At 61.8% G+C, this 24,975-nt stretch carries 29 protein-coding genes, 1 tRNA gene and 1 pseudogene; 19 read left to right on the forward strand and 12 right to left on the reverse strand.

Annotated features, from left to right (window positions below):
- Positions 1-22 precede the first annotated feature (22 nt).
- The 5 genes from BIO17B3_RS11055 (at position 23) to BIO17B3_RS11075 (ending at position 4,365) form a co-directional block, all read left to right on the forward strand.
- Positions 23-460 carry a CopD family protein gene (locus BIO17B3_RS11055; RefSeq protein ID WP_156054103.1) on the forward strand — a complete coding sequence of 146 codons (438 nt, stop codon included), beginning with the start codon at positions 23-25 and terminating at the stop codon, positions 458-460.
- Positions 461-661: 201 nt separating this feature from the next.
- Positions 662-1,813: a VanZ family protein gene (locus tag BIO17B3_RS11060; protein ID WP_156054104.1), complete on the forward strand. Its 1,152-nt coding sequence runs from the start codon at positions 662-664 to the stop codon at positions 1,811-1,813.
- 2 nt (positions 1,814-1,815) lie between these two features.
- Positions 1,816-2,163, forward strand: coding sequence for a ferredoxin (locus tag BIO17B3_RS11065; RefSeq protein WP_013122081.1), 348 nt, complete (start codon positions 1,816-1,818; stop codon positions 2,161-2,163).
- A 15-nt stretch (positions 2,164-2,178) separates the two neighbouring features.
- A complete protein-coding gene (locus BIO17B3_RS11070) occupies positions 2,179-2,859 on the forward strand; it encodes an alpha/beta hydrolase (protein ID WP_172979039.1) in 681 nt (226 codons plus the stop codon).
- A 264-nt stretch (positions 2,860-3,123) separates the two neighbouring features.
- Positions 3,124-4,365: a D-alanyl-D-alanine carboxypeptidase family protein gene (locus tag BIO17B3_RS11075; protein WP_156054106.1), complete on the forward strand. Its 1,242-nt coding sequence runs from the start codon at positions 3,124-3,126 to the stop codon at positions 4,363-4,365.
- Positions 4,366-4,387: 22 nt separating this feature from the next.
- On the opposite strand, the gene miaB is transcribed toward BIO17B3_RS11075, so the two are convergent.
- From miaB to BIO17B3_RS11100, 5 genes are all read right to left on the reverse strand, one after another.
- Positions 4,388-5,731 (reverse strand): tRNA (N6-isopentenyl adenosine(37)-C2)-methylthiotransferase MiaB, encoded by a 1,344-nt coding sequence (gene miaB, locus BIO17B3_RS11080; RefSeq protein ID WP_156054107.1) that lies wholly within the window; start codon positions 5,729-5,731, stop codon positions 4,388-4,390.
- 14 nt (positions 5,732-5,745) lie between these two features.
- Positions 5,746-6,111 (reverse strand): hypothetical protein, encoded by a 366-nt coding sequence (locus BIO17B3_RS11085; RefSeq protein WP_013122087.1) that lies wholly within the window; start codon positions 6,109-6,111, stop codon positions 5,746-5,748.
- Positions 6,112-6,270: 159 nt separating this feature from the next.
- Positions 6,271-6,347 (reverse strand) — tRNA-Met (locus BIO17B3_RS11090).
- A gap of 31 nt (positions 6,348-6,378) precedes the next feature.
- Positions 6,379-7,164: an enoyl-CoA hydratase gene (locus tag BIO17B3_RS11095; RefSeq protein WP_156054108.1), complete on the reverse strand. Its 786-nt coding sequence runs from the start codon at positions 7,162-7,164 to the stop codon at positions 6,379-6,381.
- Between the two features lie 37 nt (positions 7,165-7,201).
- Positions 7,202-9,079: a M61 family metallopeptidase gene (locus tag BIO17B3_RS11100; protein WP_232054264.1), complete on the reverse strand. Its 1,878-nt coding sequence runs from the start codon at positions 9,077-9,079 to the stop codon at positions 7,202-7,204.
- 161 nt (positions 9,080-9,240) lie between these two features.
- On the opposite strand from BIO17B3_RS11100, the gene BIO17B3_RS11105 reads away from it, so the two are divergent.
- From BIO17B3_RS11105 to BIO17B3_RS11125, 5 genes are all read left to right on the forward strand, one after another.
- On the forward strand, positions 9,241-10,032 hold the full coding sequence (locus BIO17B3_RS11105; RefSeq protein ID WP_013104474.1) for an EAL domain-containing protein: 792 nt from the start codon (positions 9,241-9,243) through the stop codon (positions 10,030-10,032).
- 89 nt (positions 10,033-10,121) lie between these two features.
- Entirely contained in the window at positions 10,122-11,558 is a 1,437-nt protein-coding gene (locus BIO17B3_RS11110; protein WP_232054265.1) for an MFS transporter, read from the forward strand.
- 52 nt (positions 11,559-11,610) lie between these two features.
- Positions 11,611-12,435, forward strand: a complete 825-nt coding sequence (locus BIO17B3_RS11115; RefSeq protein WP_156054110.1) for a hypothetical protein — start codon at positions 11,611-11,613, stop codon at positions 12,433-12,435.
- Positions 12,436-12,459: 24 nt separating this feature from the next.
- On the forward strand, positions 12,460-13,005 hold the full coding sequence (locus BIO17B3_RS11120; protein WP_156054111.1) for an adenine phosphoribosyltransferase: 546 nt from the start codon (positions 12,460-12,462) through the stop codon (positions 13,003-13,005).
- Positions 13,006-13,037: 32 nt separating this feature from the next.
- On the forward strand, positions 13,038-13,484 hold the full coding sequence (locus BIO17B3_RS11125; RefSeq protein WP_172979038.1) for an LEA type 2 family protein: 447 nt from the start codon (positions 13,038-13,040) through the stop codon (positions 13,482-13,484).
- Positions 13,485-13,504: 20 nt separating this feature from the next.
- On the opposite strand, the gene BIO17B3_RS11130 is transcribed toward BIO17B3_RS11125, so the two are convergent.
- Together BIO17B3_RS11130 and BIO17B3_RS11135 are read right to left on the reverse strand one after the other, a co-directional pair.
- Positions 13,505-13,819, reverse strand: a complete 315-nt coding sequence (locus BIO17B3_RS11130; RefSeq protein WP_156054113.1) for a DUF3817 domain-containing protein — start codon at positions 13,817-13,819, stop codon at positions 13,505-13,507.
- A gap of 154 nt (positions 13,820-13,973) precedes the next feature.
- Entirely contained in the window at positions 13,974-15,161 is a 1,188-nt protein-coding gene (locus BIO17B3_RS11135; RefSeq protein ID WP_156054114.1) for an RNA-guided endonuclease TnpB family protein, read from the reverse strand.
- Between the two features lie 130 nt (positions 15,162-15,291).
- Here BIO17B3_RS11135 and BIO17B3_RS11140 point away from each other — a divergent pair, with 130 nt between their 5' ends.
- From BIO17B3_RS11140 to BIO17B3_RS11155, 4 genes are all read left to right on the forward strand, one after another.
- Positions 15,292-15,450 (forward strand): DUF3309 domain-containing protein, encoded by a 159-nt coding sequence (locus tag BIO17B3_RS11140; protein ID WP_013104359.1) that lies wholly within the window; start codon positions 15,292-15,294, stop codon positions 15,448-15,450.
- 92 nt (positions 15,451-15,542) lie between these two features.
- Complete coding sequence (locus tag BIO17B3_RS11145; RefSeq protein ID WP_156053998.1) at positions 15,543-15,854, forward strand: BON domain-containing protein; 312 nt, start codon at positions 15,543-15,545, stop codon at positions 15,852-15,854.
- 146 nt (positions 15,855-16,000) lie between these two features.
- Positions 16,001-16,216 carry a glycine zipper 2TM domain-containing protein gene (locus BIO17B3_RS11150; protein WP_156053997.1) on the forward strand — a complete coding sequence of 72 codons (216 nt, stop codon included), beginning with the start codon at positions 16,001-16,003 and terminating at the stop codon, positions 16,214-16,216.
- 39 nt (positions 16,217-16,255) lie between these two features.
- Positions 16,256-16,450: a hypothetical protein gene (locus BIO17B3_RS11155; RefSeq protein ID WP_156053996.1), complete on the forward strand. Its 195-nt coding sequence runs from the start codon at positions 16,256-16,258 to the stop codon at positions 16,448-16,450.
- Between the two features lie 39 nt (positions 16,451-16,489).
- Here the strand turns inward: BIO17B3_RS11155 and BIO17B3_RS11160 are convergent, their stop codons facing one another.
- The 4 genes and pseudogenes from BIO17B3_RS11160 to BIO17B3_RS11175 form a co-directional block, all read right to left on the reverse strand.
- Complete coding sequence (locus BIO17B3_RS11160) at positions 16,490-17,353, reverse strand: transglutaminase family protein (protein ID WP_156053995.1); 864 nt, start codon at positions 17,351-17,353, stop codon at positions 16,490-16,492.
- A 236-nt stretch (positions 17,354-17,589) separates the two neighbouring features.
- A complete protein-coding gene (locus BIO17B3_RS11165; RefSeq protein ID WP_156053994.1) occupies positions 17,590-18,021 on the reverse strand; it encodes a universal stress protein in 432 nt (143 codons plus the stop codon).
- 43 nt (positions 18,022-18,064) lie between these two features.
- On the reverse strand, positions 18,065-18,412 hold the full coding sequence (locus BIO17B3_RS11170) for a hypothetical protein (RefSeq protein ID WP_156053993.1): 348 nt from the start codon (positions 18,410-18,412) through the stop codon (positions 18,065-18,067).
- 277 nt (positions 18,413-18,689) lie between these two features.
- Positions 18,690-19,559, reverse strand: a pseudogene (locus BIO17B3_RS11175) (IS3 family transposase); the annotation flags it as partial.
- Positions 19,560-19,617: 58 nt separating this feature from the next.
- Between BIO17B3_RS11175 and BIO17B3_RS11180 the strand changes: the two are divergent.
- A protein-coding gene (locus BIO17B3_RS11180; RefSeq protein WP_156052812.1) for an IS5 family transposase occupies positions 19,618-20,381 on the forward strand; the annotation gives its coding sequence in 2 pieces (ribosomal slippage) (positions 19,618-19,990 and positions 19,990-20,381; 765 coding nt in all).
- Here BIO17B3_RS11180 and BIO17B3_RS11185 read toward each other — a convergent pair.
- A complete protein-coding gene (locus BIO17B3_RS11185) occupies positions 20,278-20,964 on the reverse strand; it encodes a tetratricopeptide repeat protein (RefSeq protein WP_156054115.1) in 687 nt (228 codons plus the stop codon). The genes BIO17B3_RS11180 and BIO17B3_RS11185 overlap by 104 nt on opposite strands.
- Before the next feature lie 113 nt (positions 20,965-21,077).
- On the opposite strand from BIO17B3_RS11185, the gene gspE reads away from it, so the two are divergent.
- The 4 genes from gspE to BIO17B3_RS11205 are packed head-to-tail and all read left to right on the forward strand — an operon-like array spanning position 21,078 to position 24,928.
- Entirely contained in the window at positions 21,078-22,766 is a 1,689-nt protein-coding gene (gspE, locus tag BIO17B3_RS11190; RefSeq protein WP_232054266.1) for a type II secretion system ATPase GspE, read from the forward strand.
- A 3-nt stretch (positions 22,767-22,769) separates the two neighbouring features.
- Positions 22,770-24,002, forward strand: coding sequence for a type II secretion system F family protein (locus BIO17B3_RS11195; protein ID WP_156054116.1), 1,233 nt, complete (start codon positions 22,770-22,772; stop codon positions 24,000-24,002).
- 30 nt (positions 24,003-24,032) lie between these two features.
- Complete coding sequence (gene gspG / locus BIO17B3_RS11200) at positions 24,033-24,467, forward strand: type II secretion system major pseudopilin GspG (protein ID WP_156054117.1); 435 nt, start codon at positions 24,033-24,035, stop codon at positions 24,465-24,467.
- Positions 24,461-24,928, forward strand: coding sequence for a GspH/FimT family pseudopilin (locus tag BIO17B3_RS11205; protein ID WP_172979037.1), 468 nt, complete (start codon positions 24,461-24,463; stop codon positions 24,926-24,928). The genes gspG and BIO17B3_RS11205 overlap by 7 nt, the downstream gene beginning before the upstream one ends.
- Positions 24,929-24,975 lie beyond the last annotated feature (47 nt).

Raw genomic sequence — 24,975 nt, forward strand, 5'->3', positions numbered from 1 at the left:
TGTCTGCGAAAGGGAGTTCAAGATGGCTTTTCAGTGGGTGCTGACCTGGCACATCATTTTTGTGATCGCGTGGTACGCCGGTCTGTTCTACCTGCCGCGCATTTTCGTCAACCTGGCCATGGTGCCCGCTGACAGCACCGCCGAGCGCGAGCGTCTGCTGATGATGGGCCGCAAACTCTACCGCTTCACCCACATCCTGATGTGGCCGGCCATCATTCTCGGCCTGGTGCTGTGGCTGTATTACGGCATCGGCCTGCACGGCCCGGGCAACGGCTGGATTCACACCAAGGTCACGCTGGTCGTGCTGCTGGTGATCTATATGTTCTGGTGCAAGCGCATCTTGCGCCAGTTCGAGCAGGGAACCAATACCCGCAGCCACAAGTGGTATCGCTGGTTTAACGAAATTCCCACCATCATTCTGTTCATCATCATTCCGCTGGTGGTCATCAAGCCGTTCTGAGTGCCCCCAGTGCCGGGCAATCCCCACCCCAACCCTCCCCACAAGTGGGGAGGGAGTGATCTCACCTCCCCCACGTCGTGGGGGAGGTCGGGAAGGGGACGGCCCAGCCCGCCCCCCGAGGGGGACAAGGAAACTTGGGGCGGCCCTGTGTTTCCTTGACGGTTATACGGGCGCGCCGCTTGCTGGCCCTGAAGTTGTCTCATGCCTTCGCCGCATCGTCCTGCGCACAGTGCGCGCCCGGTTTCCCGCTTCATGCGTTATGCGCTGGCGGGCTATGTGCTGCTGATCGTCTATGCCAGCCTCTATCCCTTTTCGGGATGGCGCTGGCAGGGGCTGATGCCGTTTGATTTCGTGCTCGCGCCGCTGCCGCGCTACATCACCTTCAGCGACTTGCTGATCAATGTCGGCGGCTATCTGCCGCTGGGCTATCTCATCGCCCGCAATCTGCCGGCACGTTGGCCGCGCTGGGCATCGTGGCTGGCGGCCAGCGCGTTGGCCAGCAGCGTGTCTTTCGGCATGGAAGCCTTGCAGGCTTTTCTGCCCATGCGCGTGTCGTCCAACCTCGACTGGCTGACCAATTCGCTAGGCGGTCTGCTGGGCGCCGCGATCTGCGTTTGGCTGCTGCCACGGCTGCGGCTCGCGGCGCTGCTGCGGCTGTGGCGGGAACGCTGGTTTGCGCCTCATGTGGGCTACGGCTTGCTGCTGCTGGCGCTATGGCCGCTGGCGCTGCTTTGGCCCGCCGCCGTGCTGTTCGGCACCGGGCAGATCGGGCCGACCCTGTTGCAGCCTGCGCTCGATACCGATACTTGGCGGATTCTGTCGGCTTGGTTTGTCAACAGCGGCCTGCGATTGCCGGATTTTTCGCCGATGAGCGGGCTGCGCCAGAGCAGCATCACCGCGGCCATGCTCGCCGGTTCGCTTTTGCTGCTTGCGGCGCTGCTGCGGCCAGGCGCGCCCCGGCTGCGGCTGGCGCTGGCACTGACCTTCGCCGGCCTGCTGGCCGTCAGCCTGTCGGCCGCCTTGAGTTTCGGCCCTGAACACGCCTTGGCCTGGGCGACCGTGCCCACCCTGCGCAGTGTGGCGCTGGGGTTGATGATCGGCTTGCCGCTGTCGTATCTGCCGCCGCGATGGGGCGCCGCGCTCGGCGCGCTCAGTCTGGCGCTGGCGCTGGGGTGGATCAATGGGTCGGGGCCGGGGCCGTATTACGCGCTGAATCTGCAGGCCTGGAGTCAGGGTCTGTTCATCCGGCTGTATGGTTTGCCGCAGTGGCTGAGTTGGTTATGGCCGTTCGCCGCCCTGATCTATTTGATGGCGCGAGCATTGCGGCCCGTTCGCCACGACAATCTGGGTTAATCATGAACTACTACAAACACCACATTTTTTTCTGTCTGAACCAGCGCGACGCCAGCGCCGCACGGCCGTGCTGCGCCGCCAGCGGGGCGGAGGCTGCGTTCGAGCACTGCAAATCAGCCGTCAAGACGCTGGGGCTGGCGGGTGCGGGCAAGGTGCGCGTCAACCGGGCGGGGTGCCTCGATCGCTGCGAGGAAGGGCCGGTCTGCGTGGTCTATCCCGAAGGCGTCTGGTACACCTATGTCGATCAGAGCGACATCGATGACATCGTGCAAAGTCATCTTCTGCGTGGCGAGGTGGTGGAGCGTCTGCGTCTGCCGGATCTCCCTGACGCGCCCGACGCGGATCAGTAATCCGGGCCGATGCAAATGAACGCGCAGACCCGCAAGCTGCTGGTGGAGGGCACGGCGGGGGCGATCGAAGTGGCGGTCGATGCGCCCGAGGGGCCACCCCGCGGGCTGGCGCTGGTGGCGCACCCTCATCCACTGTTCGGCGGCACGCTCGACAACAAAGTGGCGCAGACCCTGGCCCGTGCCTGGCTGCAACTCGGTTTCGTGGCGGTGCGGCCCAACTTTCGCGGCGTGGGCGCCACGGCCGGAGCGTTTGATAATGGCGTGGGCGAGACCGCCGACCTGCTGGCTGTGTTCGACGACTTCATTCCTCAGGTCGCGCAGCAAGCCGGGCTTGAGCGCGAGACCCTGCCCTTGGCGCTGGCCGGATTTTCCTTCGGCGCCGCCGTCGCCGCGCGTTGTGCGCTGGCCTTGCAGCAGCGGGGCGCCACCTTGCAGCATCTCACTTTAGTGGGCACGGCCGTCACCCGTTTCGACGTGCCGCAGATCAAGCCGGCCAACGCCGCGCCGCTCGCACAGCGCATGCTGGTGTTGCATGGTGAACTAGACGATGTGGTGCCGCTGTCCGGCGTGCTCGACTGGGCACGACCGCAGCAGTTGCCCGTGGTCGTGTTTCCGGGCGCGGGGCATTTTTTCCACGGCCTGCTGCTGCCCCTGCGCGACTGGGTCTGTCAGTGGCATGGGGCACAAAACCCCTAAGCGCCCCCAAGACCTGTCGCTGCGCGCCAGGCCCCCCGAGGGGGGTGAGAAACTCTTGGGGCGGCCCGGCGAGTTTCTCAGAGCGCCAGCAGCACGCGCGTCTGAAACGCGCCTTTGTTTTTTCGTTCTTGCGAACCTTCTCGCCGCCCCGCGCTCTGACCCTCTGCCGCGAGATCCAGCGTGCGCGGCAAAACTTCGTCACCCCTGTCACGCCCTCGGGCTGCTAGGGTGTCGGTTTTCTGTTTTGAGTCTCAGGATTCGCCTATGTCCGTTCAATCGTTTGTCGCCGCCTGCAGCGCGGCCTGTCTGCTCGCGCTGTCGCCTTTGGCGCAGGCCGCCCCCACTCCAGCGGCAGCTCCCGCCGCAACGACTCCGGCCCCGAGTGCCGCAGCCGCTCCCCTCACGCCGATGCAGGCCATGCTGGCCACCGTTCCGCCGCCCAAGCTCGATGCGCGGGCCTGGCTGGTGGTCGATCTGACCAGCGGACAGATCCTCGCCGAGCACGATGCCCACGCTCAGGAGGCACCGGCTTCGCTGACCAAGCTGATGACGGCTTACTTGACCTTCAAGGCCTTGAAGGAAGGCTCCATCAAGCTCAACCAGATGGTGACCGAATCGAAAGAGGCTTGGCAGACCGGCGGCTCGCGCATGTTCATCGACCCGCGCGTGCCGGTGTCGGTCAACGACCTGCTGTTGGGCATGATCGTGCAATCGGGCAATGACGCCGCGATGACGCTGGCGCAGACGGTGGGCGGCTCGGTGAGCGCCTTCGTCGCCATGATGAACCGCCAGGCGCAGCAGTGGGGCCTCAAAGGCACGCATTTCATGGACCCGACGGGCCTGCCCGACCCCGGCCACCACACCACGGCGTATGACCTCTCCATCATCGCCACCCATATCATCCGCGACTTTCCGGCCGATTACGCGCGCTATTTCAAGGTCAAGGAATTCACCTACAACCACATCACCCAGCCCAACCGCGTCAGTCTGCTGTTCACCGATCCTTCCGTGGACGGCATGAAAACGGGTTACACCTCCGAGGCGGGTTATTGCATGATCACCTCGGCGCTGCGCCAGTTTCCCAACGGCCCGCGCCGGCTGCTTACCGTGGTGATGGGCACACCCACCGAGCGGGCCCGCGGCGAGGAGAGCCAGGTGCTGCTCAACTGGGCTTATCAGAACTTCGACGACATCGTGCTGGCCTCGCCCGGCAAGCCGGTACTGACTGCGCCCGTCTGGAAGGGCGTAGATAACAAAGTGGAACTGGGCTCCTCGGTGCCGGTGGTCATTTCGGTGCCGCGCGGCATGGGCAAAGACCTTCAGACCAAGGTGGTGCGGCCCGACCCGCTGGTGGCGCCGCTGCAGGCCGGGCAACGCGTCGGCCAACTCGACGTCAGCATGAGCGGCAAGCCGCTGGCGGTCTATCCGCTGGAGGTCATCAAGGCCGTGCCCGAAGCGGGTCTGTTCGGCCGCGCTTGGGACAGCTTGCGGCTCATGATCAAGTAGGCCGCGTACAGGCTGAAGCGAATCAGACCGCCGCGGCCTGATCCGCTTCAGCCACGCACACTTCGCCGCGCAGCGAGTGCGGGTAGGCCGTGGTGATGCGCACCGGCACGATCTGGCCGATCAAGCGCGCGTTGGCCTTCAGGTGCACGATGCGGTTGTTTTCGGTGCGGCCCTGCAGTTCCGAGGGATCTTTCTTGCTCGGCCCTTCGATGAGCACGGCCTGCTCCGTGTCCACCATGGCGGCGCTGATGGCCGAAGCCTGAGCCTCGATCTGCGCCTGCAAGGTCTGCAGGCGCTTGAGCTTGACGTCGGCCGGGGTGTCATCCGCCAGATTGGCCGCCGGAGTGCCGGGGCGCGGGCTGAAAATGAAACTGAAGCTGGCGTCGAACTGCATGTCCTCGATCAGCTTCATCAACTGCGCGAAGTCGGCCTCGGTCTCGCCCGGAAAGCCGACGATGAAGTCGGAACCGATGCAGATATCGGGCCGCACCGCGCGCAGCCGCCGCACGATGCTCTTGAACTCCAGCGCGGTATAGCCGCGCTTCATCGCCGCCAGAATGCGGTCGCTGCCATGCTGCACCGGCAGGTGCACATGGTTGACCAGTTTGGGAATACGGCCGTAGGCATCGATCAGCCGCTGGGTGAATTCCTTCGGATGGCTGGTGGTGTAGCGGATGCGTTCGATGCCGTCGATCTCGGCCACGCATTCCAGCAGAAAGGCGAAATCTTCGCCCTCTCCCGAGCCCAGCCAGGCGTTGACGTTCTGGCCCAGCAGCGTCACTTCGCGCACGCCCAGCGAGGCCAGCTCGGCCACTTCGGTGAGCACGTCGACCAGGGGGCGCGAGACTTCCTCACCGCGGGTGTAGGGCACCACGCAATAGCTGCAATACTTGCTGCAGCCTTCCATGATGGAGACGAAGGCGCTTGGGCCCTCCACCCGTGCGGGCGGCAGGTGGTCGAATTTTTCGATTTCCGGAAAGCTGATGTCGACCTGCGCACGCCCGAGCGCCTGGCGCTGCGCAATGAGCTGCGGCAGCCGGTGCAGCGTTTGCGGGCCAAACACCAGATCGACATAAGGCGCGCGCTTGACGATGGCCTCGCCTTCCTGGCTCGCCACACAGCCGCCCACGCCGATCAGCAGATTCGGCTTGTCGGCCTTGAGCTCGCGCAGGCGTCCCAGATCGCTGAACACTTTTTCCTGCGCCTTTTCGCGAATGGAGCAGGTGTTGAGCAAAATGAGATCGGCTTCCTGCGGAGTTGCCGCAGGTTCATAACCCTCAGCCGCGCTGAGCACGTCGGCCATCTTGGCCGAGTCGTACTCGTTCATCTGGCAGCCGAACGTCTTGATAAAGACTTTTTTCGTCACGATTGAAGCGTCCGTCAATTGCTGAAAAACAGCCCGCACTGCCCCGGCGCCTTGGGCAACTCAAGCTGGCTGGCCGTGGAGTCGCTCACCAGCCACACGCGAAACACATTGCCCATCGCGTCGGTCTGAAACACCACCGGGGCCTGCAGCCCGTTGAGCTGGTCGCGGGGAATGATGCGGTTTAGCGGGCTGATCACCCGCGCGCCTGGGCCGAGGGTGTAATCGGTGCAGTTGATGCTGACGTTCGGAAACGCGCCGAACGTCGCTAGGCCCTGCAGGCTGCCCATCGGGTAGTTCATCTGCGCGTGAGCCGCGCCCAGGCTGCCCAGACACAGCGCCGCCCCAAGGGCCATCCGACGCAGCAACGGTTGAAGTTTCATGGCCGACTCCTTGGACAAACAACGGTTCAGCGGTTCGCTTGGCGCGCAAAACAAAAAAGCCCAGGCAACAACGCATGGGCTTGGATCAGCGCCCACGAATTCGGCGCGAAGGGTGCAAACGAGAAGCCTACGAAAAAAACGATGTGGGCTGGAAAACTATGGTGGCGCTTCAGGGACTCGAACCCCGGACCTGCGGATTATGATTCCGTCGCTCTAACCGACTGAGCTAAAGCGCCAACACGCAAACAAGCCGCGCAGTATAGCGCATCATTTGTTCGTGAAAAGCGGTTTTCGTTTTTCCAGGAAAGCCGCCATACCCTCCTTCTGGTCGGCCGTAGCGAACAGCGACTGAAACAGCCGACGCTCGAAACGCAACCCTTCGGACAGCGACGATTCAAACGCGCGGTTCACGCTTTCCTTGGCCATGAGCACCGAAGCCTGCGAGAAGCTGGAAATGGTTTCGGCCATCGCCACGGCCTCATCGAGTGTCTGCTGCAGCGGCACGACCCGGGCGACCAGGCCGCTGCGCTCGGCCTCGAGCGCGTCCATCATCCGGCCGGTGAGGATCAGATCCATGGCCTTGGCTTTGCCCACGGCGCGCGTCAGCCGCTGGGTGCCGCCGGCGCCGGGAATGATGCCGAGCTTGATTTCGGGCTGGCCGAACTGGGCGTTGTCGGCGGCGACGATGAGATCGCACATCATCGCCAGCTCGCAGCCCCCGCCCAGCGCGAAGCCGCGCACCGCCGCAATCACCGGCTTGCGAATCTGCATCATCGCTTCCCAGTTGCGGGTGATGAAGTCCTCCGCGTAGCTGGCGGGAAAGGTCTTTTTCGCCATGGCGGTGATGTCGGCCCCGGCGGCGAAAGCCTTGTCGCTGCCGGTGACGACCATGCAGCCGATGGCCGGATCAGCGTCAAACGCTCTGAGCGCGGCGCCCAGCGCGTCCATCAGGGCGTCGTTCAGGGCGTTGAGTTGCTTGGGTCGATTGAGGGTGATGAGGCCGACGTGGCCTCGGGTTTCGGTGAGGATGACGGCGTCGTCAGGGGTCTCCATGGGCATCTCCTAAAGGGTCATTCAAGGGCATTGTGCGTCACAGTGCGGTGCCCATCCAGGCGCTCAGACGTTGGCGCTGCGCGGGGCGCGGCTTGTCGGCTAGCCGCAGTTGCACGCGGCTGTCGGGCAGCGCAAACCAAGGCGTTTCGCTGTGCTGCTCCAGGTCTTGCCGCAGCCAGGTGAGACGCCACACATCGCCCGCTCGGGCCTGTGCATGGCGGCGCTCGATCACGGCTTTGCGCGCCCGCTCGCCGTCCAGCATGAGCAGCAGATCGCCAGCGGCCAGCCCGGCGCGTTCGGCCCAGCCGCCGTTGCGCACGCGCTGCACGGTGAGCCAGCCGCCCGCCTGTTCCTGCGCAGCCAGCCCCAGCGCGTCGAGCGGAGTGTCTTCTTGCGAGGCCCATTGAATGCCGAAATCAGCGAACTGCGTCTTGACCGGGGGCAGTTCAGTGCCGTGAACATGGCGGCGGAAGAAGGCGCGCCAGTCGAGGCCGCTCACTTCCTTGAGCAGCGCGGGCAGGGCGTCTTCGGCCACGCCTTCGGCGCGCAGCGGCGCGTCGGCGCGGCCATAGCGCGTCCACAGCAGACGCATCACGTCGTCCAGCGTGGCCGCGCTTTCGCGGCGCAGCCGCAGGTCGATGGACAAGGCGACCAGCGCGCCGAGCTGGTAGTAGCTCACCGTGGCGTTGGCGGTGTTTTCATCGGGGCGGTAATACTTGGTCCAGGCATCGAAGCTGGCCTCGGCCACGCTTTGAACCTGGCGCCCGGGTGTGCGCAGCACCGCGCCGAGGGTGCGGGCCAGACCGTCGAGGTATTGCTGCGGCGTGATCAGCTCCGCGCGCAACACCATCAGATCGTCGTAATACGCGGTGAAGCCCTCGAACAGCCAAAGCAGGGTGGTGGGGTTTTCGGCTTGAAGGTCGTAGGGGGTGAAGGCCTGCGGCTTGATGCGCTTGACGTTCCAGGCGTGGAAGTATTCGTGGCTGCACAGGCCGAGAAAGTCGCGATAGTCGTTGTGGGCGCTATGGGCGCTGTCGGTGTCTTGCAGGCGCGGGTGCGGCAGGCTGCGGCGCGCGCACATCAGAGCGGTGCTGTCGGCATGTTCCAGCCCGCCGTAGCCCTCGGCGGTCGGTGCGACCATGAACAGGTACTCGGCAAACGGTGCGCGCTTGCTGCGGGGCTCGAACAGGGCGATCTGCGCACTGCAGATGCGCTTGAGGTCGCGCGCCAGCCGCCGGGTATCCACGGTGTCGTGCAGCCGATTGCCCAGGGCGATGACCATGGCATGTGGGGCCCCGCCCGCGCTGAACTCCAGCCGCAGCAGTTCGCCCATTTCAACGGGATGGTCGATCAGCGCGTCGTAGTTTGCCGCGCGTCGGCTGCCGAAGCCGTTGGCGTCGCATTGAACCGCGGGCAAGGTGGTGGCCACCGTCCAGTGCGACGCGAAGTCGGGGCAGGCGAGGGTGACGGTGTGCGGCTGTTGCTCGCGCCCAGCGGCTGCGAGCAACAGGCTGCTGGCGTTGAAAAAGCCGCGCTGAGTATCGAGGTAGGCGGTGCGTACCGAGAGATCGAAGGCATACACCGAGTAGCGCAGCCGTAGCGGCCCGTTGCACGGAGCGGCGCGCCAGCGGTTCTTGGCGATTTTGTGTAGTGCGATGGGTTTGTCGCCGCACCAGGCCTGCAGTTGCAAGATATGGCGGGCGAATTCGCGCACCAGATAGCTGCCGGGAATCCAGACCGGGAGCCAGAACTCCTGCCCCGCTGGTTCCGGGTGGGACAGATCGAGCTCGACCAGAAACTGGTGCGCGAGCGCATCGGCAACCGATACCCGGTAGCTCGGGCCGGTTTGCGAGATGCCGGGAAGGGCTTGGACAAGGGTGGCGTTACGCGAGCGGGGTTGGCGGGAGGAGGTCATGGTGTCGTGCGCTGGCATCGATCGGGCGCGTTGTTGTCAGAGAGCACGGAATTTGTAAGTCCGGATTTGAACGTTTCAAAACCCATGCTAACCTGCCGGAAATATTCAGGCTTGGTCCTTTCAACAACACTTTTCAACAACGATTGAGCGGCACCATCATTGTGGAACGCGACGTTTTTTCTGAGATTGCCGCACATGCGGGAGCGGGGGCTCCGGCGCTGGTTTATCAACCGCAGGTGAGTTTCCCGGCGGGGCAGGTCATTGGGCTGGAGGTGTTGTTCCGCTGGCGCGCGGAAGATGCGCCGAAGCGGCATTCCCCGCTGATGTTTCTGCCGCAACTGACCCCTGCACAGACCAGCGAGCTGTTTTTCTGGGTGATGGAAGAAGCCATCTCCGAGGCGCGGGTGCTGTCCAACTGGACGGGCTGGAACGGCTACATCTCGGTCAATATCGAGGCCGATCAGATCGGCGATCCGGCACTGATCGAGCACATCAGCAGCACCCTGCAGCGCTACGCCTGGGCGCCCGAGCGCCTGATGGTCGAAGTGACCGAGCGCCGCGCCATCCCAGCGTTTCCCAGTGTGGCGCGCAATGTGCAGTCGCTGCGCAAGTCGGGCGTGCGGGTGGCGATGGACGATTTCGGCGAGGGCTACGCCTCGTTCGAATACCTCAAGATTCTCGATCCGAGCGACATCAAGATTCCGGCCAGCTTCACGGCGGATGTGACCAAGGACGTGCGCAACGCAGAAATCGTGCGCGGGCTCGTCGATATTTCCCGGCGCCTGTCGATCAACGTGGTCGCCGAGGGCGTGGAGACGCGCGAATGCGCCCAGGCGCTGCACGGCATGGGCCTGCAAAGCATGCAGGGCTATCTGTTCGGCGAGCCGCGCGAACTCGAGGAATGGGCGCAACTGCTCAAACAGCCCGGCGCCAGTGTGTTGCAGCCCAGTTGAAGCAAGGCGTCACCCCAAGTCACATTTCGACACCCCGTCTCCTGTTTTTTCCATCCATCATGGAGGAAGGATAAATACAGGAGACAAGCATGAGCACCATCCCGGCGCCCTTGGGCGCAGAGGCGTCTGAAGGCCCCCGTCCCGGCCACCACGGCGCGCCCACCATCGCGGCGCGCATCGACCGCCTCCCTCCCTCGAAGACCGTGCGCAATATGGTCATCCTGGTCTCGCTGGGCGGGCTGTTCGAGTTTTACGACCTGTTTCTGACCGCTTATATCGCGCCCGGTTTGTTCAAAAGCGGGGTGTTCACCGCGACCACCAAGGGGCTGTTCGGTTTTCAGGGGATTGCCAGCTTTGTTGCGGCCCTGTTTCTCGGTTTGTGGGTGGGCACGCTGTTCGTAAGCTGGCTGTCGGATCGGTATGGGCGGCGCGCGGTCTATACCTGGGCCTTGCTCTGGTATTGCATCGCCACTCTCATCATGGCATTTCAGCAGACCGCGATGAATATCGACATCTGGCGCTTCATCGCCTCCATCGGGATCGGCCTGGAGATGGTCAACATCGACACCTATGTCTCGGAACTGGCGCCGCAGGCCAAGCGGGGCACGTATTTCGCTATGAACCAGTTCATCACCTTCAGCGCGGTGCCGGTGGTCGCCTTCCTGGGATGGCTGCTGGTGCCGCATCAGATCGCGGGGCTCGATGGCTGGCGCTGGGTGGCCATCATCGGCGCGCTGGGCGCCATCGTCATCTGGTTCATCCGGCTGCGCCTGCCCGAGTCGCCGCGCTGGCTGGAAGACAAGGGCCGTCATCACGCGGCTGACGCGATTCTCAGCCGCATCGAAAAGCAGGTGGAACGCGAAACCGGTCAGCCCCTGCCCGAGCCGAAGGGCTTTGTGGGCGATGTCGAGCACGTCAAGGCGCGCTGGGGCGAGATGTGGGAGGGTGTTTATCGCAAACGTACGGTGATGCTCATCCTGTTCAATATTCTGCAGACGGTGGGGTATTACGGCTTTGCCAGTTGGGCGCCGACCTATCTCATCGCCAAGGGCTTGGACATTCCGAAGTCGCTGCTCTACACCTTCATCATCGCCTTCGCCTATCCGATTTCGTCCCTCATCGGCGCCTCATTCGGCGACCGTTTCGAGCGCAAATGGCTGATCGCCGTGCCCGCGCTGGCCGTGGCGTTGTTTGGCCTGCTGTTCGCCCATGCGCAAGGGGCGGCCGCGATCATTGTGTTCGGCATTGCGGTGGCGTTTTTCAACAACATCATGAGTTACGCCTTCCACGCTTATCAGAGCGAGCTCTACCCCACCCGCATCCGTGCCCGGGCAGTGGGTTTCGTCTATTCGTTCAGCCGCATCAGCGCGGTATTCACCGGCTTCGTCATCGCCGATCTGCTCAAGACCTCGGGCGACGTTGGCGTGTTCACTTTCATCGCCGCCGCGATGGTCGGCGTGGCGCTGGTGATCGTCATCATGGGGCCGCGGGTGACGCAGCGGCGGCTGGAGGATATCGCTCGGTAGGCTTTCAAATCGGCGACGGATAATGGGCCGTCTTCATTCCCCACGGCCCGCCATGACCTCCACCGATCTCATCGTTCCAGACCCCGTATTTCGACGCGTTCCCGCCGGATTCGGCCTACGCTGGTGGATGGATGGCTGGCGCAGTTTCATGCAGGCGCCGCTGCCCTGGCTGGGCCTGGCCGTGGCGCTGCTCGTGCTGCTGTGGCTATTGGGCGAGTTGCCGATGGGCGGGCTGCTTTCGCAATGGCTGAGTCTGCCGCTGCTGGCTTTCGGCGTGATTTTTGCGGCGCTGCTGCGCAAGCGGGCGGCGCAGGCGCGAACGATCACGCCACAAGGCATGCCGGTCGAACCTCAAAATGAAGGTACGCTGTCGTCGACCACGCAGCGGTGGACCGGCCGCATCGGCCCGCTGTTGCTGGTCTCCCTGCTGGTGCTCGCGCTGGGCGGGGTGATCGGCGCGGCGATCGTGATGGGGCTGGGCGCGATGTTCGGCCTGGGGCTGGCCAGTTTTGGCGCGTTTGCCAAAGTCATGACCCCGGGCGTAGGCATGGCCGCAGGTCTGGGCGCCTTGGCGGGTTCGCTCATGACCTTGCTGCTGTTGGTGCTGTTGGCGCTCTATCTGTTCAGCGTCGCGTTCTGGTTCGTCAATACGCTGGTGGCGCTCGGGGGCGTCAGTCCGTGGAACGCGGTCAAGCTGTCGGTGCGAGCCGGGTTCACCAATCTGGCGCCCATTACCTTGTTTACCGTTTTGCTGCTGCCCATTTCCATCGTGGCCATGTTGCCGTTCGGCCTCGGTCTGCTGGCGCTGTTTCCCGTGCTGTCGGGTGCGTCGTTTGCGTCGTACCACGACGTGTTTGGCGACGAGGCGGCGGCCTGAATTTTGTTTGTTGAACGGATCACCATGAACGTCATCGACTATCTGCGCCAACACATCCGCACCGTGCCTGACTGGCCGTCGCCCGGCGTGCAGTTCCGCGACATCACCCCGCTGCTGCAGAACCCGCGGGTGTTCCGCGTGCTCATCGACCAGTTCGTGCATCGCTACATGGCCCCCGATCTGCGCCCGGACGTGGTGGCGGGCATCGACGCGCGCGGCTTCATTCTCGGCGCCGTTATCGCCTACGAACTCAACATCGGCTTCGTGCCCATCCGCAAGAAGGGCAAGCTGCCTTTCGACACGGTGTCCGAGGAGTACGAGCTCGAATACGGCAGCGCTACGGTGGAGATTCACACCGACGCGGTGCGGCCGGGCGATTGCGTGCTGCTCATCGACGACCTCATCGCCACCGGCGGCACCATGATGGCCGGCAAGCGTCTGCTCGAAAAGCTAGGCGCCAGCGTGATCGAAGGCGCAGCTATCGTCGATCTGCCCGAGCTCGGCGGCTCACAGCTGCTGCGCGATGCAGGCCTGCCGCTGTTCACCCTGGTGGATTTCGCGGGGCATTGATGGTGCTACGGCTGATCAGAAACTGGCGAGGTTTGCTGCCCGCACTGATGTGGGCGGCGACCCTGTTCGCCTCGCCGCCTGCGCAGGCTCAGCAAGCCGCCGTGGCCCCGGAGGTGTCGATTCGCAGCGTGGACAGCATCGCCCTGCAAGGCACAACCGCCACCCTCGATCTCACCCTGAATATTCGCAACACCGGGGGTCTGGCCCTGCCGCTGCAGAAACTGCGGTTTCAGATCCAGTTCAACGGCCTGGACGTGGCGCAGGGCGTGAGCACCGCGCCCGTCACCATCGCAGCGCAGCAGCAGGCGCAGGTTCCGGTGCAGGTCGAGGTCAACAGCCCGACGCTACTCGGCCTCATCGCCACCCTGCCGTCGGACGGCACGGTGAGCTACGTGATTCAGGGGACGGCCGAGATCGGCCAGACGATGCTGCAGATTCCCTTCACCCACAGCGGGGCGGTGCGATTGATCCTGCAGTAGCCCTGCAGTATCGCAGTCGCTCAGACTGCTGTCGCAGGCGCTTTGTCGAGTTGGCGACGCATCATGCGGTGCGACCACAGACCGCCAAACGGAATGAGCGAGGCGAGGAAAACGCCCAAGCTGCGCAAGGGCGAGAGCTGCCCGCGCGAGAGCGTCACCACCAGTGCGATCGTGGCCCAGATGAACAGGGCGCCGTGAATCGGCCCGATGATTTTCACGCCCACAGGCCAATCGGCCGCGTACTTCAGCGGCACGGCCAGCAGCACCAGAGCGATGAGCGACGAGCCTTCGGCCAGCGCCATGACGCTGAGATGGTGAAGCGGGGACTTGAACATGCGCGAAATGCTATGTCCCGAAAAATCCCCTACGACGCAAATGCGACCAAGCGATTCCCGAGGAATTGCCCGATCGCAATTCCTGCTTGACATCCTCCCCGCCCTTGGCCTGCGGCCACCGCTTGCGCGGGAAGGGCGGCGATTCCTACGGCTCTCAGGCTCGACACCCGGCCGCTCCTGAGTCGCTTCGGTGGGTTCCTGCTGCTGGCGGCCTTGCTGCACCGCTCACTTCACAGGCGAACCGGGCGTGTCCCGCCCTTAGAACATTGATCGCGCCGACCACATCGGCGTTTTCCTCGAAGCCGCATGCGACGCAGAGGAATTGCGCTTGCGTCTGGCGGTTGTCCGCCGACACATGGCCACAACACGGGCAGGTGCGGCTCGTGTACTGCGGCGGCACGGCAACAAGCCAGCCGCCGTTCCACGCCAGCTTGTAGTCCAGTTGGCGACGGAACTCGAACCAGCCTTGGTCGAGGATAGCTTTGTTCAGGCCGGACTTAGCCCGAACATTTCGACCCGGCTTCTCAACCGTCCCCGCCGCCGACTTGGACATGTTCCTCACCTGCAAGTCCTCGATACACACCATCGCGTGGTTTTGGCTGATTGCGGTCGAGGTCTTGTGCAGGTAGTCGCGGCGGGCGTTGCCGATGCGTGCGTGAATCTTCTGGATGCGCGATTTCCCCTTCTTCCAGTTGCTGCTGAATTTCACTTTGCGGCTCATCGCCTGCTGCGCTTTGCGCAGCCTCACCTCATGCCGCTTGAAGCTGCCCAGCGGCGCGTAGAACGTGCCGTCCGAGAGCGTGGCGAACCGGGCAATGCCCATGTCGATGCCGACCGCGCCGCCCTGCGGGACGGGCTGCTCGACCTCGCGCTCGGTCTGGATCGACACAAACCATTTGCCGCCCGACTGGCTGACGGTGACATTCCTCACCGCGCCCAGCACATCCCGGCTGAAGCGAACTCGCAGCCAGCCGAGCTTGGGCAGGAACAGGCGGTTGTTGCCCTGATCGAGCTTGATCTGCTTGGGATCGGGGTAACGGAAGCTCTCGCTCTGCCCCTTCTTCTTGAAGCGCGGGAAAGCCGCCCGTTTGGCGAAGAAGTTGGTGTACGCCCGCTCCAAGTCCTTGAGCGTCTGTTGCAGCGGGTGGACCGGCGCATCGGAGAGCCAAGGCGTCTCTACGCCGTCGCGCCATTTGGTGAGCAGCTTGCACAGGCCGGCGTAGCCCAGCTTCTTCTCGCCGCGATCAAAGCGTTCCTTCTGCAATGCCAGCGCCTTGTTGAACACAAACCGGCACGAGCCCGCGAAGCGGCGCATCTGACGCTGCTGCTCGCCGGTCGGCATGAGTGCGAACTTGTANAAAGACGACGGTCCCGCAATCTGAGCCTGGGGTCAATCTGACCTTGCACAGCCCTGAAGCAAAGCGGTCGGTCGAGAGTCATCACGCCCATCGCTGCACACGAGGAGTATGACCATGTCGTTAGGCACCATTCTGCTGATCATCCTGATTCTGATGTTGATCGGCGCATTTCCAAGCTGGCCCCACAGCCGCAGCTGGGGGTACTTTCCCAGCGGCATTCTTGGCTTCATTGTGATCGTGGTGCTGATCCTCTTTCTCACAGGGCGCATGTAAGCGTTCATACGCCTGCGCCATTGCGCCATCAAACATCCACCCCTTGGCAACACGCCTTCGGGGACACTCGGTTTATTTCAAAGGAATGCATCATGCGATCCCACAAAGTGCTTTATGCCGTCATGCTGGCGGCGTCATTGGTCAGTTTTACAGGCTGTGCGGCCACAGATCGGCACGACAGCACGGGCCAGTACATTGACGACACGGCCATCACGACCAAGGTCAAGGCCGCGATTTTTGGCGACCCGCAGCTCAAGCTGTTCGAAATCAAGGTGGTGACCTTCAAGGGCGTGGTGCAACTCAGCGGCTTTGTCGGCACACGCGAAGAGGAGCTGAGAGCGGTCGCCCTTGCACGCAAAGTGGACGGCGTGAAGGCGGTTCAGGACAACATGAGCCTGAAGTAAACAGGCGAGTCGCGCCGCGAGGGGAATCGATCCTGGGCAGCGGCGTTGTAGGCCATCGCACAGGCGCCTGATCCCCCTCCAATGCGTGCGTCGCCTCACCGGGGCGACGTGCGCTGTTTTTTCCAACCCATTCAAAAGGTCGCATCATGAACATCAAACAAAGAATTCTCCCCTCGGTTGCCGCTGCCATGTTCTTGCTGGCTCTGGGCGGCTGTGCGGGGATGTCGTCGCAGGATAAAAGCACCGCGATCGGTGCGGGCGTTGGCGCAGTGGGCGGCGCCGTGCTGTCGGGCGGGAGCGGAATCGGGACGGTCGGTGGCGCCGCGGTGGGCGGCGTGATCGGGCATGAAATCGGCAAGTAAGCCATATTGTTTGACAGACCCCCACAACGAGGAAACGCCATGAACCGATCTTTCAAACGGCCCGCAACAATCGTCGCCATCAGCCTTCTGATGGTGGTGCTCTACGGCTGTCAAAAACCAGAGGGCCCGGCAGAAAAAGCTGGCAAGGCCATAGACCAGGGCGCGGCGAAGGCCGGCGAGCAAATCCAAAAAGCTGGTCAGAGCCTGCAAAACGAGGCCCAAAAAAGCCCGTAAGCGCTGGCGGTACCACGTGCTGACGGGCTGGCGGTTGGTTCAACCGTCTGTCGACAGCGCCTCGGCACAGTGGTAGGGGATGATCAGCTGGCCTTCGTTGTTGGCAATCGCCTCAATGGTGATGATGGGCGCGGAGCCGCGCACCGGGCCGAAGATGGTGGCGAACGCTACATCTGCGGCGTCTCGCCCTGAGCCAAAGCGCACAAAGCCCATGGGAATGGCGGTGCCTGAGGGGTCGAAGATGTACCAGCGTCCGCCCAGATAGACCTCCACATAGGCATGAAAGTCCGTGGGGCCGAGGATGGGGTCGGCGCCGTAATCAATGCCTGTGGTGAAGCGTGCCGGGATATTGCTGGCCCGGCACAGCGCAATCATCAGATGCGCGAAGTCGCGGCACACCCCTTCGGTCGCGACCAAGGTGTCGATGGCCGAGGTGTTGGAGTTCGAGGTGTTTTGTGCGAAGGTCGTGCGAAACTCAACCCAGTCACGAATGGCCTTGGCGCGGCGATAACCAGTGGGCAACTGGCCAAACTCCCGCATGGCCAATTTGTACAGCCGGTCGGACTGACAATAGCGACTGGGATAAAGAAAGCCAAGCACATCCGCCGGCAACTGTGCCACCGCAACTTCTTCAATCTGCGCCGGGTTGGCCACATGGTGTCGCAATTGAACCGTTGCGCCATAGCGCACCTGAAAGGCGCCAGCGCCAGCATGCAGCCGCATGATGCGGCTGCCGGTTTCACGGTTAAGTTCCACCGTGGGGGCAATGTTCTGGCTCAGGTTCAGATATTCCTCCAGAACGCACTGCTGCTCGGTATGGGCCGCATGAATATTGAAAATGAAGTCGCAACCAGGCTCGAACACCTCGTAGTTCAACTCCAATGTGAGACGCAGATGGATCATGGTGGAATGCCTTGAAAGGGATGCGTTGTACGGAGGATTGCGGTCGGTCCAGAGAGTTGGATCCGTCATGAATGCCAGCTGCGGCAATCAATCCTGGCTACGCTCAAGCAAGCACAGGGCCAGGCCAACGTGGCGACAGGCTTCTGCAGCGTCAAACACAAACGAAAAAATGCGGAAGCGCAGCGTCGGCGAACTGCTGCATGCCTGCAGGGCGCAGGGCGGCACATGTGCTCGGCTTATGCCTTCTGCACCCGCAACACGGGAATGCTGCTCAGGTGAGCGACACCATCCGTCACGCTGTCCTTGAGCAGATGATGAAGCCCGTTGTGCCCATGACTGCCGAACACGATCAGATCAGATCCCCACGACTGCGCCTCCGCCACGATGGCATGGGCGATATCCGCAACCTCGGGGCTGGTTTCAGCGATGACTGTGCTGGCGTGCAGCCCAACGTCCATGGCCTGCTGCATCCAGCCGTCAAGCATCTGCCGGACATCGTTGTTCAGTTGCGCCATGGCGTTGGGCTCAAAGGCAACGAAGCTGCCGAAGTCCACAACCGCAAGAAAGCGCAAGTCAGCGGATTGCTGCCGCGCCAGGCCGATGGCATGCGCTGCTGCGGCTTGTGCGGTCTCGCTTGCATCCAGGGGAACAAGAATTTTTGATGGCATGGCGGGCGACGCGGCGTGTTGCGGTTGATGGCTGGCGCAAAACCTACCAGCGCAAATAGTTGTTCATGCTTCCGCTCTGCACCTGGACGCTGCGGGTCTGGCCGTTATGCGTTCCGGTCACTGTGTAACGACCCCCGGGCAGTTTGACGTAGCACAGGGGGCCATCCGCGGTGAAGCTGGCCACCGTCTGGCGGCCGGACCGGATCTCGATTGGCACATCCGCCAGATAGGCTCCACTCGGCCCGCCGACCATCCAGAAACCCAGGTTGTAGTCGGTAGCCCTTGATTGCAATTGCGTCAAACTGCTATCGCCTACTCCACCGCACAGATGACTGCCGACATGCACAGGGGCCGGCGGGGTTGGCATCTGCGCCTGGGCTCCGCTGAGCATCCATGGCGCTCCGGAAAAAAGTACCGCGCATTTTTGAAGAAAAGCGCGGGTCGCTGCAGTGCGAGGTCTGGTCATGTCAATGGGCTCTTGGCTCAGGCGGCTTCCTGCGGCTTGCATCGCGGAATGATTCAGCTTCAGGAAGCATGGAAGCTACAGACTTTAGGTCTGCGTTGCGCGGATGTCTGTACGCCAGCGCACGCTGCAGTGCGTCAATGCGTCGCTCTGACCTGCCCCCTCGCGCCGTACCAACGTTAAGTCAGGAGTCCGGGTTGCAAGGTTAATTCACCTCGTTGGGGGTTGCGGGGTGAGCAGCATCGCCAGCGCGCTGGCGATGCTGCTCGGCGAATCGCGCCGGAGGTATCCGACCCAGACTGCTGTGGGGCCGCACCTCGTTGAAGTCGCGGCGCCATTCAGCAATGGTCACTCTGGCTTGGTGCAGCGTCTCGAACCATTGCTCGTTGAGGCACTCGTCGCGGAACTTGCCGTTGAAGCTCTCGATGAACCCATTCTGCGTCGGCTTGCCCGGTGCGATCAGGATGTGGCGCACGCCGCGACTCGTGGCCCAGGCCATGAATGCCTGACTGGTGAATTCCGGTCCGTTGTCGGTTCGGACGGCTGCGGGGTAGCCGCGAAATTGGGCGGCTTGATCGAGCAGGCGCGTCACGTAGGCACCGGAAATGCCGTAGTCGACCGCAATGTCCACACATTCATGGCTGAAGTCGTCGGCCACGGTCAGGCACTTCAACCGTCGGCCGCTTACCAAACTGTCGCTGACAAAATCCATGCTCCACACCTCGTTGACCGTTTTGGCCAGTTGCAGCGGCACGCGCTCGGCCGCCGCGCGCTGGACCTTCTTGCGCTTGCGCACAGCCAGGTTGGCCTGGCTGTACAGCCGATACACCCGCTTATGGTTGATGCCCGGAAATGCGGGGCGCAGCAGGTCGTGGATGCGCCGATACCCGAACCGCCGCCGGACATGCGCGATCTCAACGATCTTGCCGTGCAGTGCCGTGTTGAGCGCATCCTGCTGGGGCGCATGGCGATAGCTATCTCTGCTGAGCCCCACGAGGCAGCACGCTCGGCGCTCGGACAAATGATGCTCGCTGATCATCTTGCCAATGGCCTCGCGTTTGACCCGTGGGGCTAGATAGAGTCGTCACGAGTTGTGGCATGATGGCGCTGTTCATACCAACCGCGCTATTGAGATGCCCGAGACGCTTCATCGACACGATCTATCAGATCGGCACTGGGAATTGCTCGAACCCCACTTGCCTGGACGAGCGGGAGTTTGGGGCGGGGTTGCGCGGGACAACCGCCAATTCATCAACGCCGTGTTCTGGATTCTTCGCACCGGTGCGCCGTGGCGAGACCTGCCCGCCTCATATGGCGGCTGGAAAAACACCCATCGGCGTTTTTGCCGCTGGCGCGACAAGGGCATTTGGGAGTCGCTCCTGGAGCAGTGCATTGATGAGCCCGATTTCGAGTGGATCATGATCGATGCCAGTCACTGCAAGGTTCATCCGCACGCAGCGGGTGCGCGGGGTGGCAATCAGGCGATGAGCCGCACAAAAGGGGGCTCAACACCAAGATACATCTGGCCGTGGATGCGCATGGTCTGCCGCTCCGAGCGGTTATTACAGAAGGTACCCGAGCGGATTGTGCAGAGGCTGAGCGGTTGATGGACGGGTTCAAGATGGACTACCTGCTTGCCGACAAAGGCTACGACAGTGACGCCATCGTGGCGCATGCCCAAGCGCAAGGCGCGCAAGCCGTGATTCCGCCACGCAAGAACCGCAAGCAACCCCGCACGTATGACAAAGCACTCTACAAACTACGTCACCTGGTCGAGAACGCCTTCCTGCATCTCAAGCGGTGGCGGGGCATCGCCACGCGCTACGCGAAAAACGTCGCCTCATTCGTTGCCGCCGTGCAAATTCGCTGCCTTGCCCTCTGGCTGCAAATCTTGTGACGACACTATCTAGAGTCAAAGCGAGATTGAATTGAATGCCGCGGACTTTTCGTACATCGATGTTGTTGGCCCGAGCCAGCTTCAACGCCTCACGAAAATGCCGTTCAGCCTCCTCGAAGCGATCCAGTCTGCGATAAGCCTCGCCCAAGTTTGAGAGGGTTTCTGGTTGTTCGGGATCAATTTTTGCCGAACGCTCAAGCACCTTGACGGCAAGATCCAACTGCTTCAGATGGAGATACACAGCCCCCAAGTTGAGCATCAAAATTGCCGTATCGCTGTTCGAGTCGGGGCTTGCGCTCAACGCTTGTTCGAGATCCTGCTTGCCGAGTTCAAAGCGTCCCCGACCAATCTCAAGATAGCCACGACTCCGCAGAACCAGAGGATGGCCCGGAAAGGCATCCAGCAGCCTGTCATACAGGCTTCGAGCCTCGTCCAGTCGACCTTCCGTTTGATGTTTCACCGCAAGATTGAAGGCTTCTTCGGCTGTCATCGCGTTCTGTGGTTCACTCATTTCGATTTCGGGTGAGAAGATGAAGTGGGTTTTGTCCTTTGGAGCGTCGTCCTGGCAGCGCCATGCGGGCATGGAGGTCGGTTCCTTGCGGGCTTTGGTGCTGCGCAGTGTCGCTGAGGACGCAGCTAAATCGTACGGCAGTGCCCTGTTATAGTTGCCCGTTACCCGAAATTGATGGATTCTTCGTGAAGCAACGTCTGGGCGAAATTCTGATTGAGCAAGGCAAAGTCGATCAGTCGCAGGTCGATCGCGCCTTGCGGTTGCAACAAGACGAACGGTCTGGGCGCATAGGTGAGATCCTTCTGCGGCTAGGCCTTGTGACCGAGGTGGACCTTGTTCAGGCGCTCTCCGCACAAAGCGGCATACCTGTAGCAGAGGCTGCGGATTATCCGGAGCTGCCTCTTTTTGCCCAACAACTGTCTCACAGGTACCTTCGCGACGCCAACGCGCTGCCTTTGAGGGAAGACGGCAAACGCCTGACGGTTGCCGTCGCAGACCCATTTGACACTTTTTTGAAGGAATCCCTAGGTCTGGCCACGGGGCGCTCTGTCGATTTCGTTCTTGCTACACCGGGTGAACTGCAGGCCGCATTTGACCGGCTCTACGGTACCGGAAAGTCGTCGATGGATCAGATCGTCGGCGATATCGAAATGCTGGAAGACGATACAGGCAATGAAGACCTCCAGCAGTTGAAAGATTTGGCAAGCGAGGCGCCTGTCATTCGTCTGGTGAGTCTGATCATCAGCCGTGCGATGGAAGCGCGGGCCTCTGATATCCATGTCGAGCCTTTCGAGAACCGGCTGATCGTTCGCTATCGCATCGACGGCGTCCTTCATGAGGTCGAGTCGCCTCCCCGGAGGTTGTCCGCGGCGGTCATCTCTCGCATAAAAATCATGGCGAGCCTCGACATCGCTGAGCGCCGCTTGCCCCAGGACGGGCGCATCAAACTGCGGATTCATGGCAAAGAAGCGGATTTGCGAGTTTCGACCGTGCCGACCCTGTACGGGGAAAGTGTCGTCATGCGGATTCTGGACAAATCCTCAACGCTGCTGGATTTCGATCGTCTGGGTTTTGATGCCCAAAATTTGTCGGCATTCAAATCAGCGTTGATGCAACCACACGGCATTTTGCTCGTGACGGGCCCTACAGGTAGCGGCAAGACCACCACGCTTTATACCGCGCTGCAAACGATCAATCAGCCAGATTTAAAAATATTGACCGTCGAGGATCCGGTTGAATACCAGATGGACGGCATCAATCAAATTCAGGTCAAGCCGCAGATCGGACTGACTTTCGCCAATGCGCTGCGCTCCATCGTCCGACAAGACCCCGATGTCATCATGGTGGGGGAAATTCGTGATCTGGAAACGGCTCAGATTGCTGTTCAGTCTGCCTTGACCGGGCATATGGTGCTCTCAACCCTGCACACCAATGATGCGGCGAGCACCATCAACCGGTTGTTGGATATGGGGATGGAAGACTACCTGCTCACCTCCACGATCGTCGGGGTGCAGGCGCAGCGTTTGGTGCGCAATTTATGCATGGCCTGCCGCCAACCCTACACCCCAACACCGGAACTCCTCGAAGAAATCGGCCTGCAGCGCTACCTTCCTGAGCCTGATTCTGTGCTCTACCACTCTAAAGGCTGCGAACTTTGTGGCGGCACGGGCTTCATAGGCAGAAGCTGTATTGTCGAAGTGCTGCTGATGAACGATACGGTGCGCCAAAAGGTGATGACGCATGCCACCTCCGGGGAAATTCGTCGGGTCGCGGTGGAGCAGGGCATGGAAACGATGTATGAAAATGGTTTGCGCAAGGTTACGGCGGGTCTGACCACCCTGGAAGAAGTTTTGCGCGCCACGCGCGAGGAGTGAGATTTGCCGATCTATGCGTATAAGGCGGTGACCGGCGCGGGCGAGGTCGTCGAAGGCACGATGGACGCTCGCACAGATTCCGTTGTGATCGAGCGCTTGCAAAGCACGGGTCACTTGCCTATCCGTGTGACGGAGTCAGCCGCGGACGCCGGTGCACAAGCTGCAGCAAAGTCATCGGGCGGTTTGTTTCAGAGCAAGCGTGTTCACCGTGGCGAAGTCATGGAACTTACCCGCGAACTGGCGACTTTGCTCCACGCTGGATTGCCTTTGGACCGGTGTCTCGACATCATGGTTGGCATGGCCTCCCGGGCGCCGGTTGCCGAGCTTTTGGCCAGCATTCAGGCAGAGGTGCGCAGCGGGGCGCCTTTGTCGGTTGCCCTGGAAAAACATAAAAATGTGTTCGACCGCTTCTATCTCAACATGATCCGCGCTGGCGAGGCGGGGGGGGCGTTGGATGTGGTCTTGTTCCGTTTGACCGATTTCATGGAGCGCGCCAAGGAATTGCGTGAAACCGTCACCTCGGCCATGATCTACCCCATCATCCTCGCTTGCGTTTCGGTGCTGTCGGTTCTTCTGCTGCTCATGTTTGTAGTGCCGCAGTTCACGCAAATGTTTGATCAGGCAGGAAAATCTTTGCCGGTGCCCACGCAGGTCGTGATTGCTGCCGGTAACTTTGTGCGCAAAGACTGGTGGATGATTTTGATCGGTGTCACCGCTGTTGTCTGGCTGATGCGCGCCCAACTGAGCAACCCCGTGAGCCGTCTGCGCTGGGATCGCTGGTTTCTCGGGCTTCCCCTGTTTGGCGAGATGATTCTCAAGCTGGATGTAGCTCGACTGACCCGCACCTTGGGCACGCTCATTGAGAATGGCGTCACCCTGCTGTCGGGCTTGTCCATTGCGAAAGAAACCGTCGGCAATGCCGTTTTGCGAGAGAGTCTTGACCAAGTGACCGCCAGCTTGCGCGAAGGCAAAGGACTGGGTAAACCGCTCATGCAGACCGGCCTGTTTCCCAAACTGGCCGTGCACATGGTGATGGTGGGCGAAGAAACTGGGCGTCTCAAAGAGCTTTTGATCCAGGTCGCCAACGTCTACGACCGTGAGGCGCAGACCACGATCAAGCGCCTGCTGGCCTTGATGGAACCTATTTTGATTCTTACTTTGGGTCTGATGATCGGTGGCATCATCATGTCTATTCTGTTGGCCATTCTCAGCGTCAACAATCTTGCCTTCAGTTGAGAGATTCAGCTGAATTAATAGGAGTTTTCAATGGTTTTAGTCAAACAACGACGTGCGGCGCTCATGCGCGGTCTCACCTTGATCGAACTGCTTGTCGTCCTCGTGATTCTGGGCTTGCTGGCTGGCCTGGTTGCTCCGCGGGTCATTCATTACCTCTCCACCTCCAAAACCGAGACGGCGCATCTGCAGATCAAGCATTTTGAAGCTGCTCTCGACCTTTATCGTCTTGACGTCGGTAGTTATCCCAATACGCAACAGGGGCTGGAGGCGCTGATCAAAGACCCCTCCGGTGTGACCAACTGGCATGGCCCTTATCTCAAGAGCCCCGACGTGCCCAAGGACCCCTGGGGGCATCCTTTCGTCTACACCAGCCCAGGCAAACACGGCGCTTACGACATCGAGTCTTACGGCGCCGATGGGCAGCCGGGCGGTACCGGCGAGAACGAGGATGTAAAAAATTGGTAAACACGCAGCGCAGCAACGCCGGTTTTACTCTGCTGGAGTTGCTGGTGGTGCTGATACTGATGGCCATGATGACCGGATTGGCCATTCCGCTGATCTCCGCCGGTACGCCTGGCGCGCAGATCAAGGCTGCCACCCGGGAGTTGCTGGTCGGGCTGAGACAGGCGCGCGAGCAAGCCATCGTGACGAGACAGCCCGCCGCTCTGACCATCAATGTTGATGATCGCAGGTTTCAGATTTCTGGCGACAAGCGAGCTTTTCAATTGCCCGGCAAGTTGCAGATCGGGCTTTTTGTCGCTGCGGTAGAAGACAACGGCAAGCTCGGATCTTTCGTTTTTTACCCCGATGGAAGTTCCACGGGAGGCAGGGTGGCTGTCTCGCTCGATGGGCAGACAAACACCATCAATGTCGACTGGCTGACCGGCGTGGCCCGCCTTCTGGATCAACATGAAACCGCGCGCTGAAATGTTGCCTTCCAGAGTTTTTGCAAGGCCTTCCCTGCGGCCGGAAA

Origin of the sequence: Thiomonas sp. OC7, assembly GCF_900634595.1 — a bacterium.
Lineage (GTDB): Bacteria > Pseudomonadota > Gammaproteobacteria > Burkholderiales > Burkholderiaceae_C > Thiomonas > Thiomonas arsenitoxydans.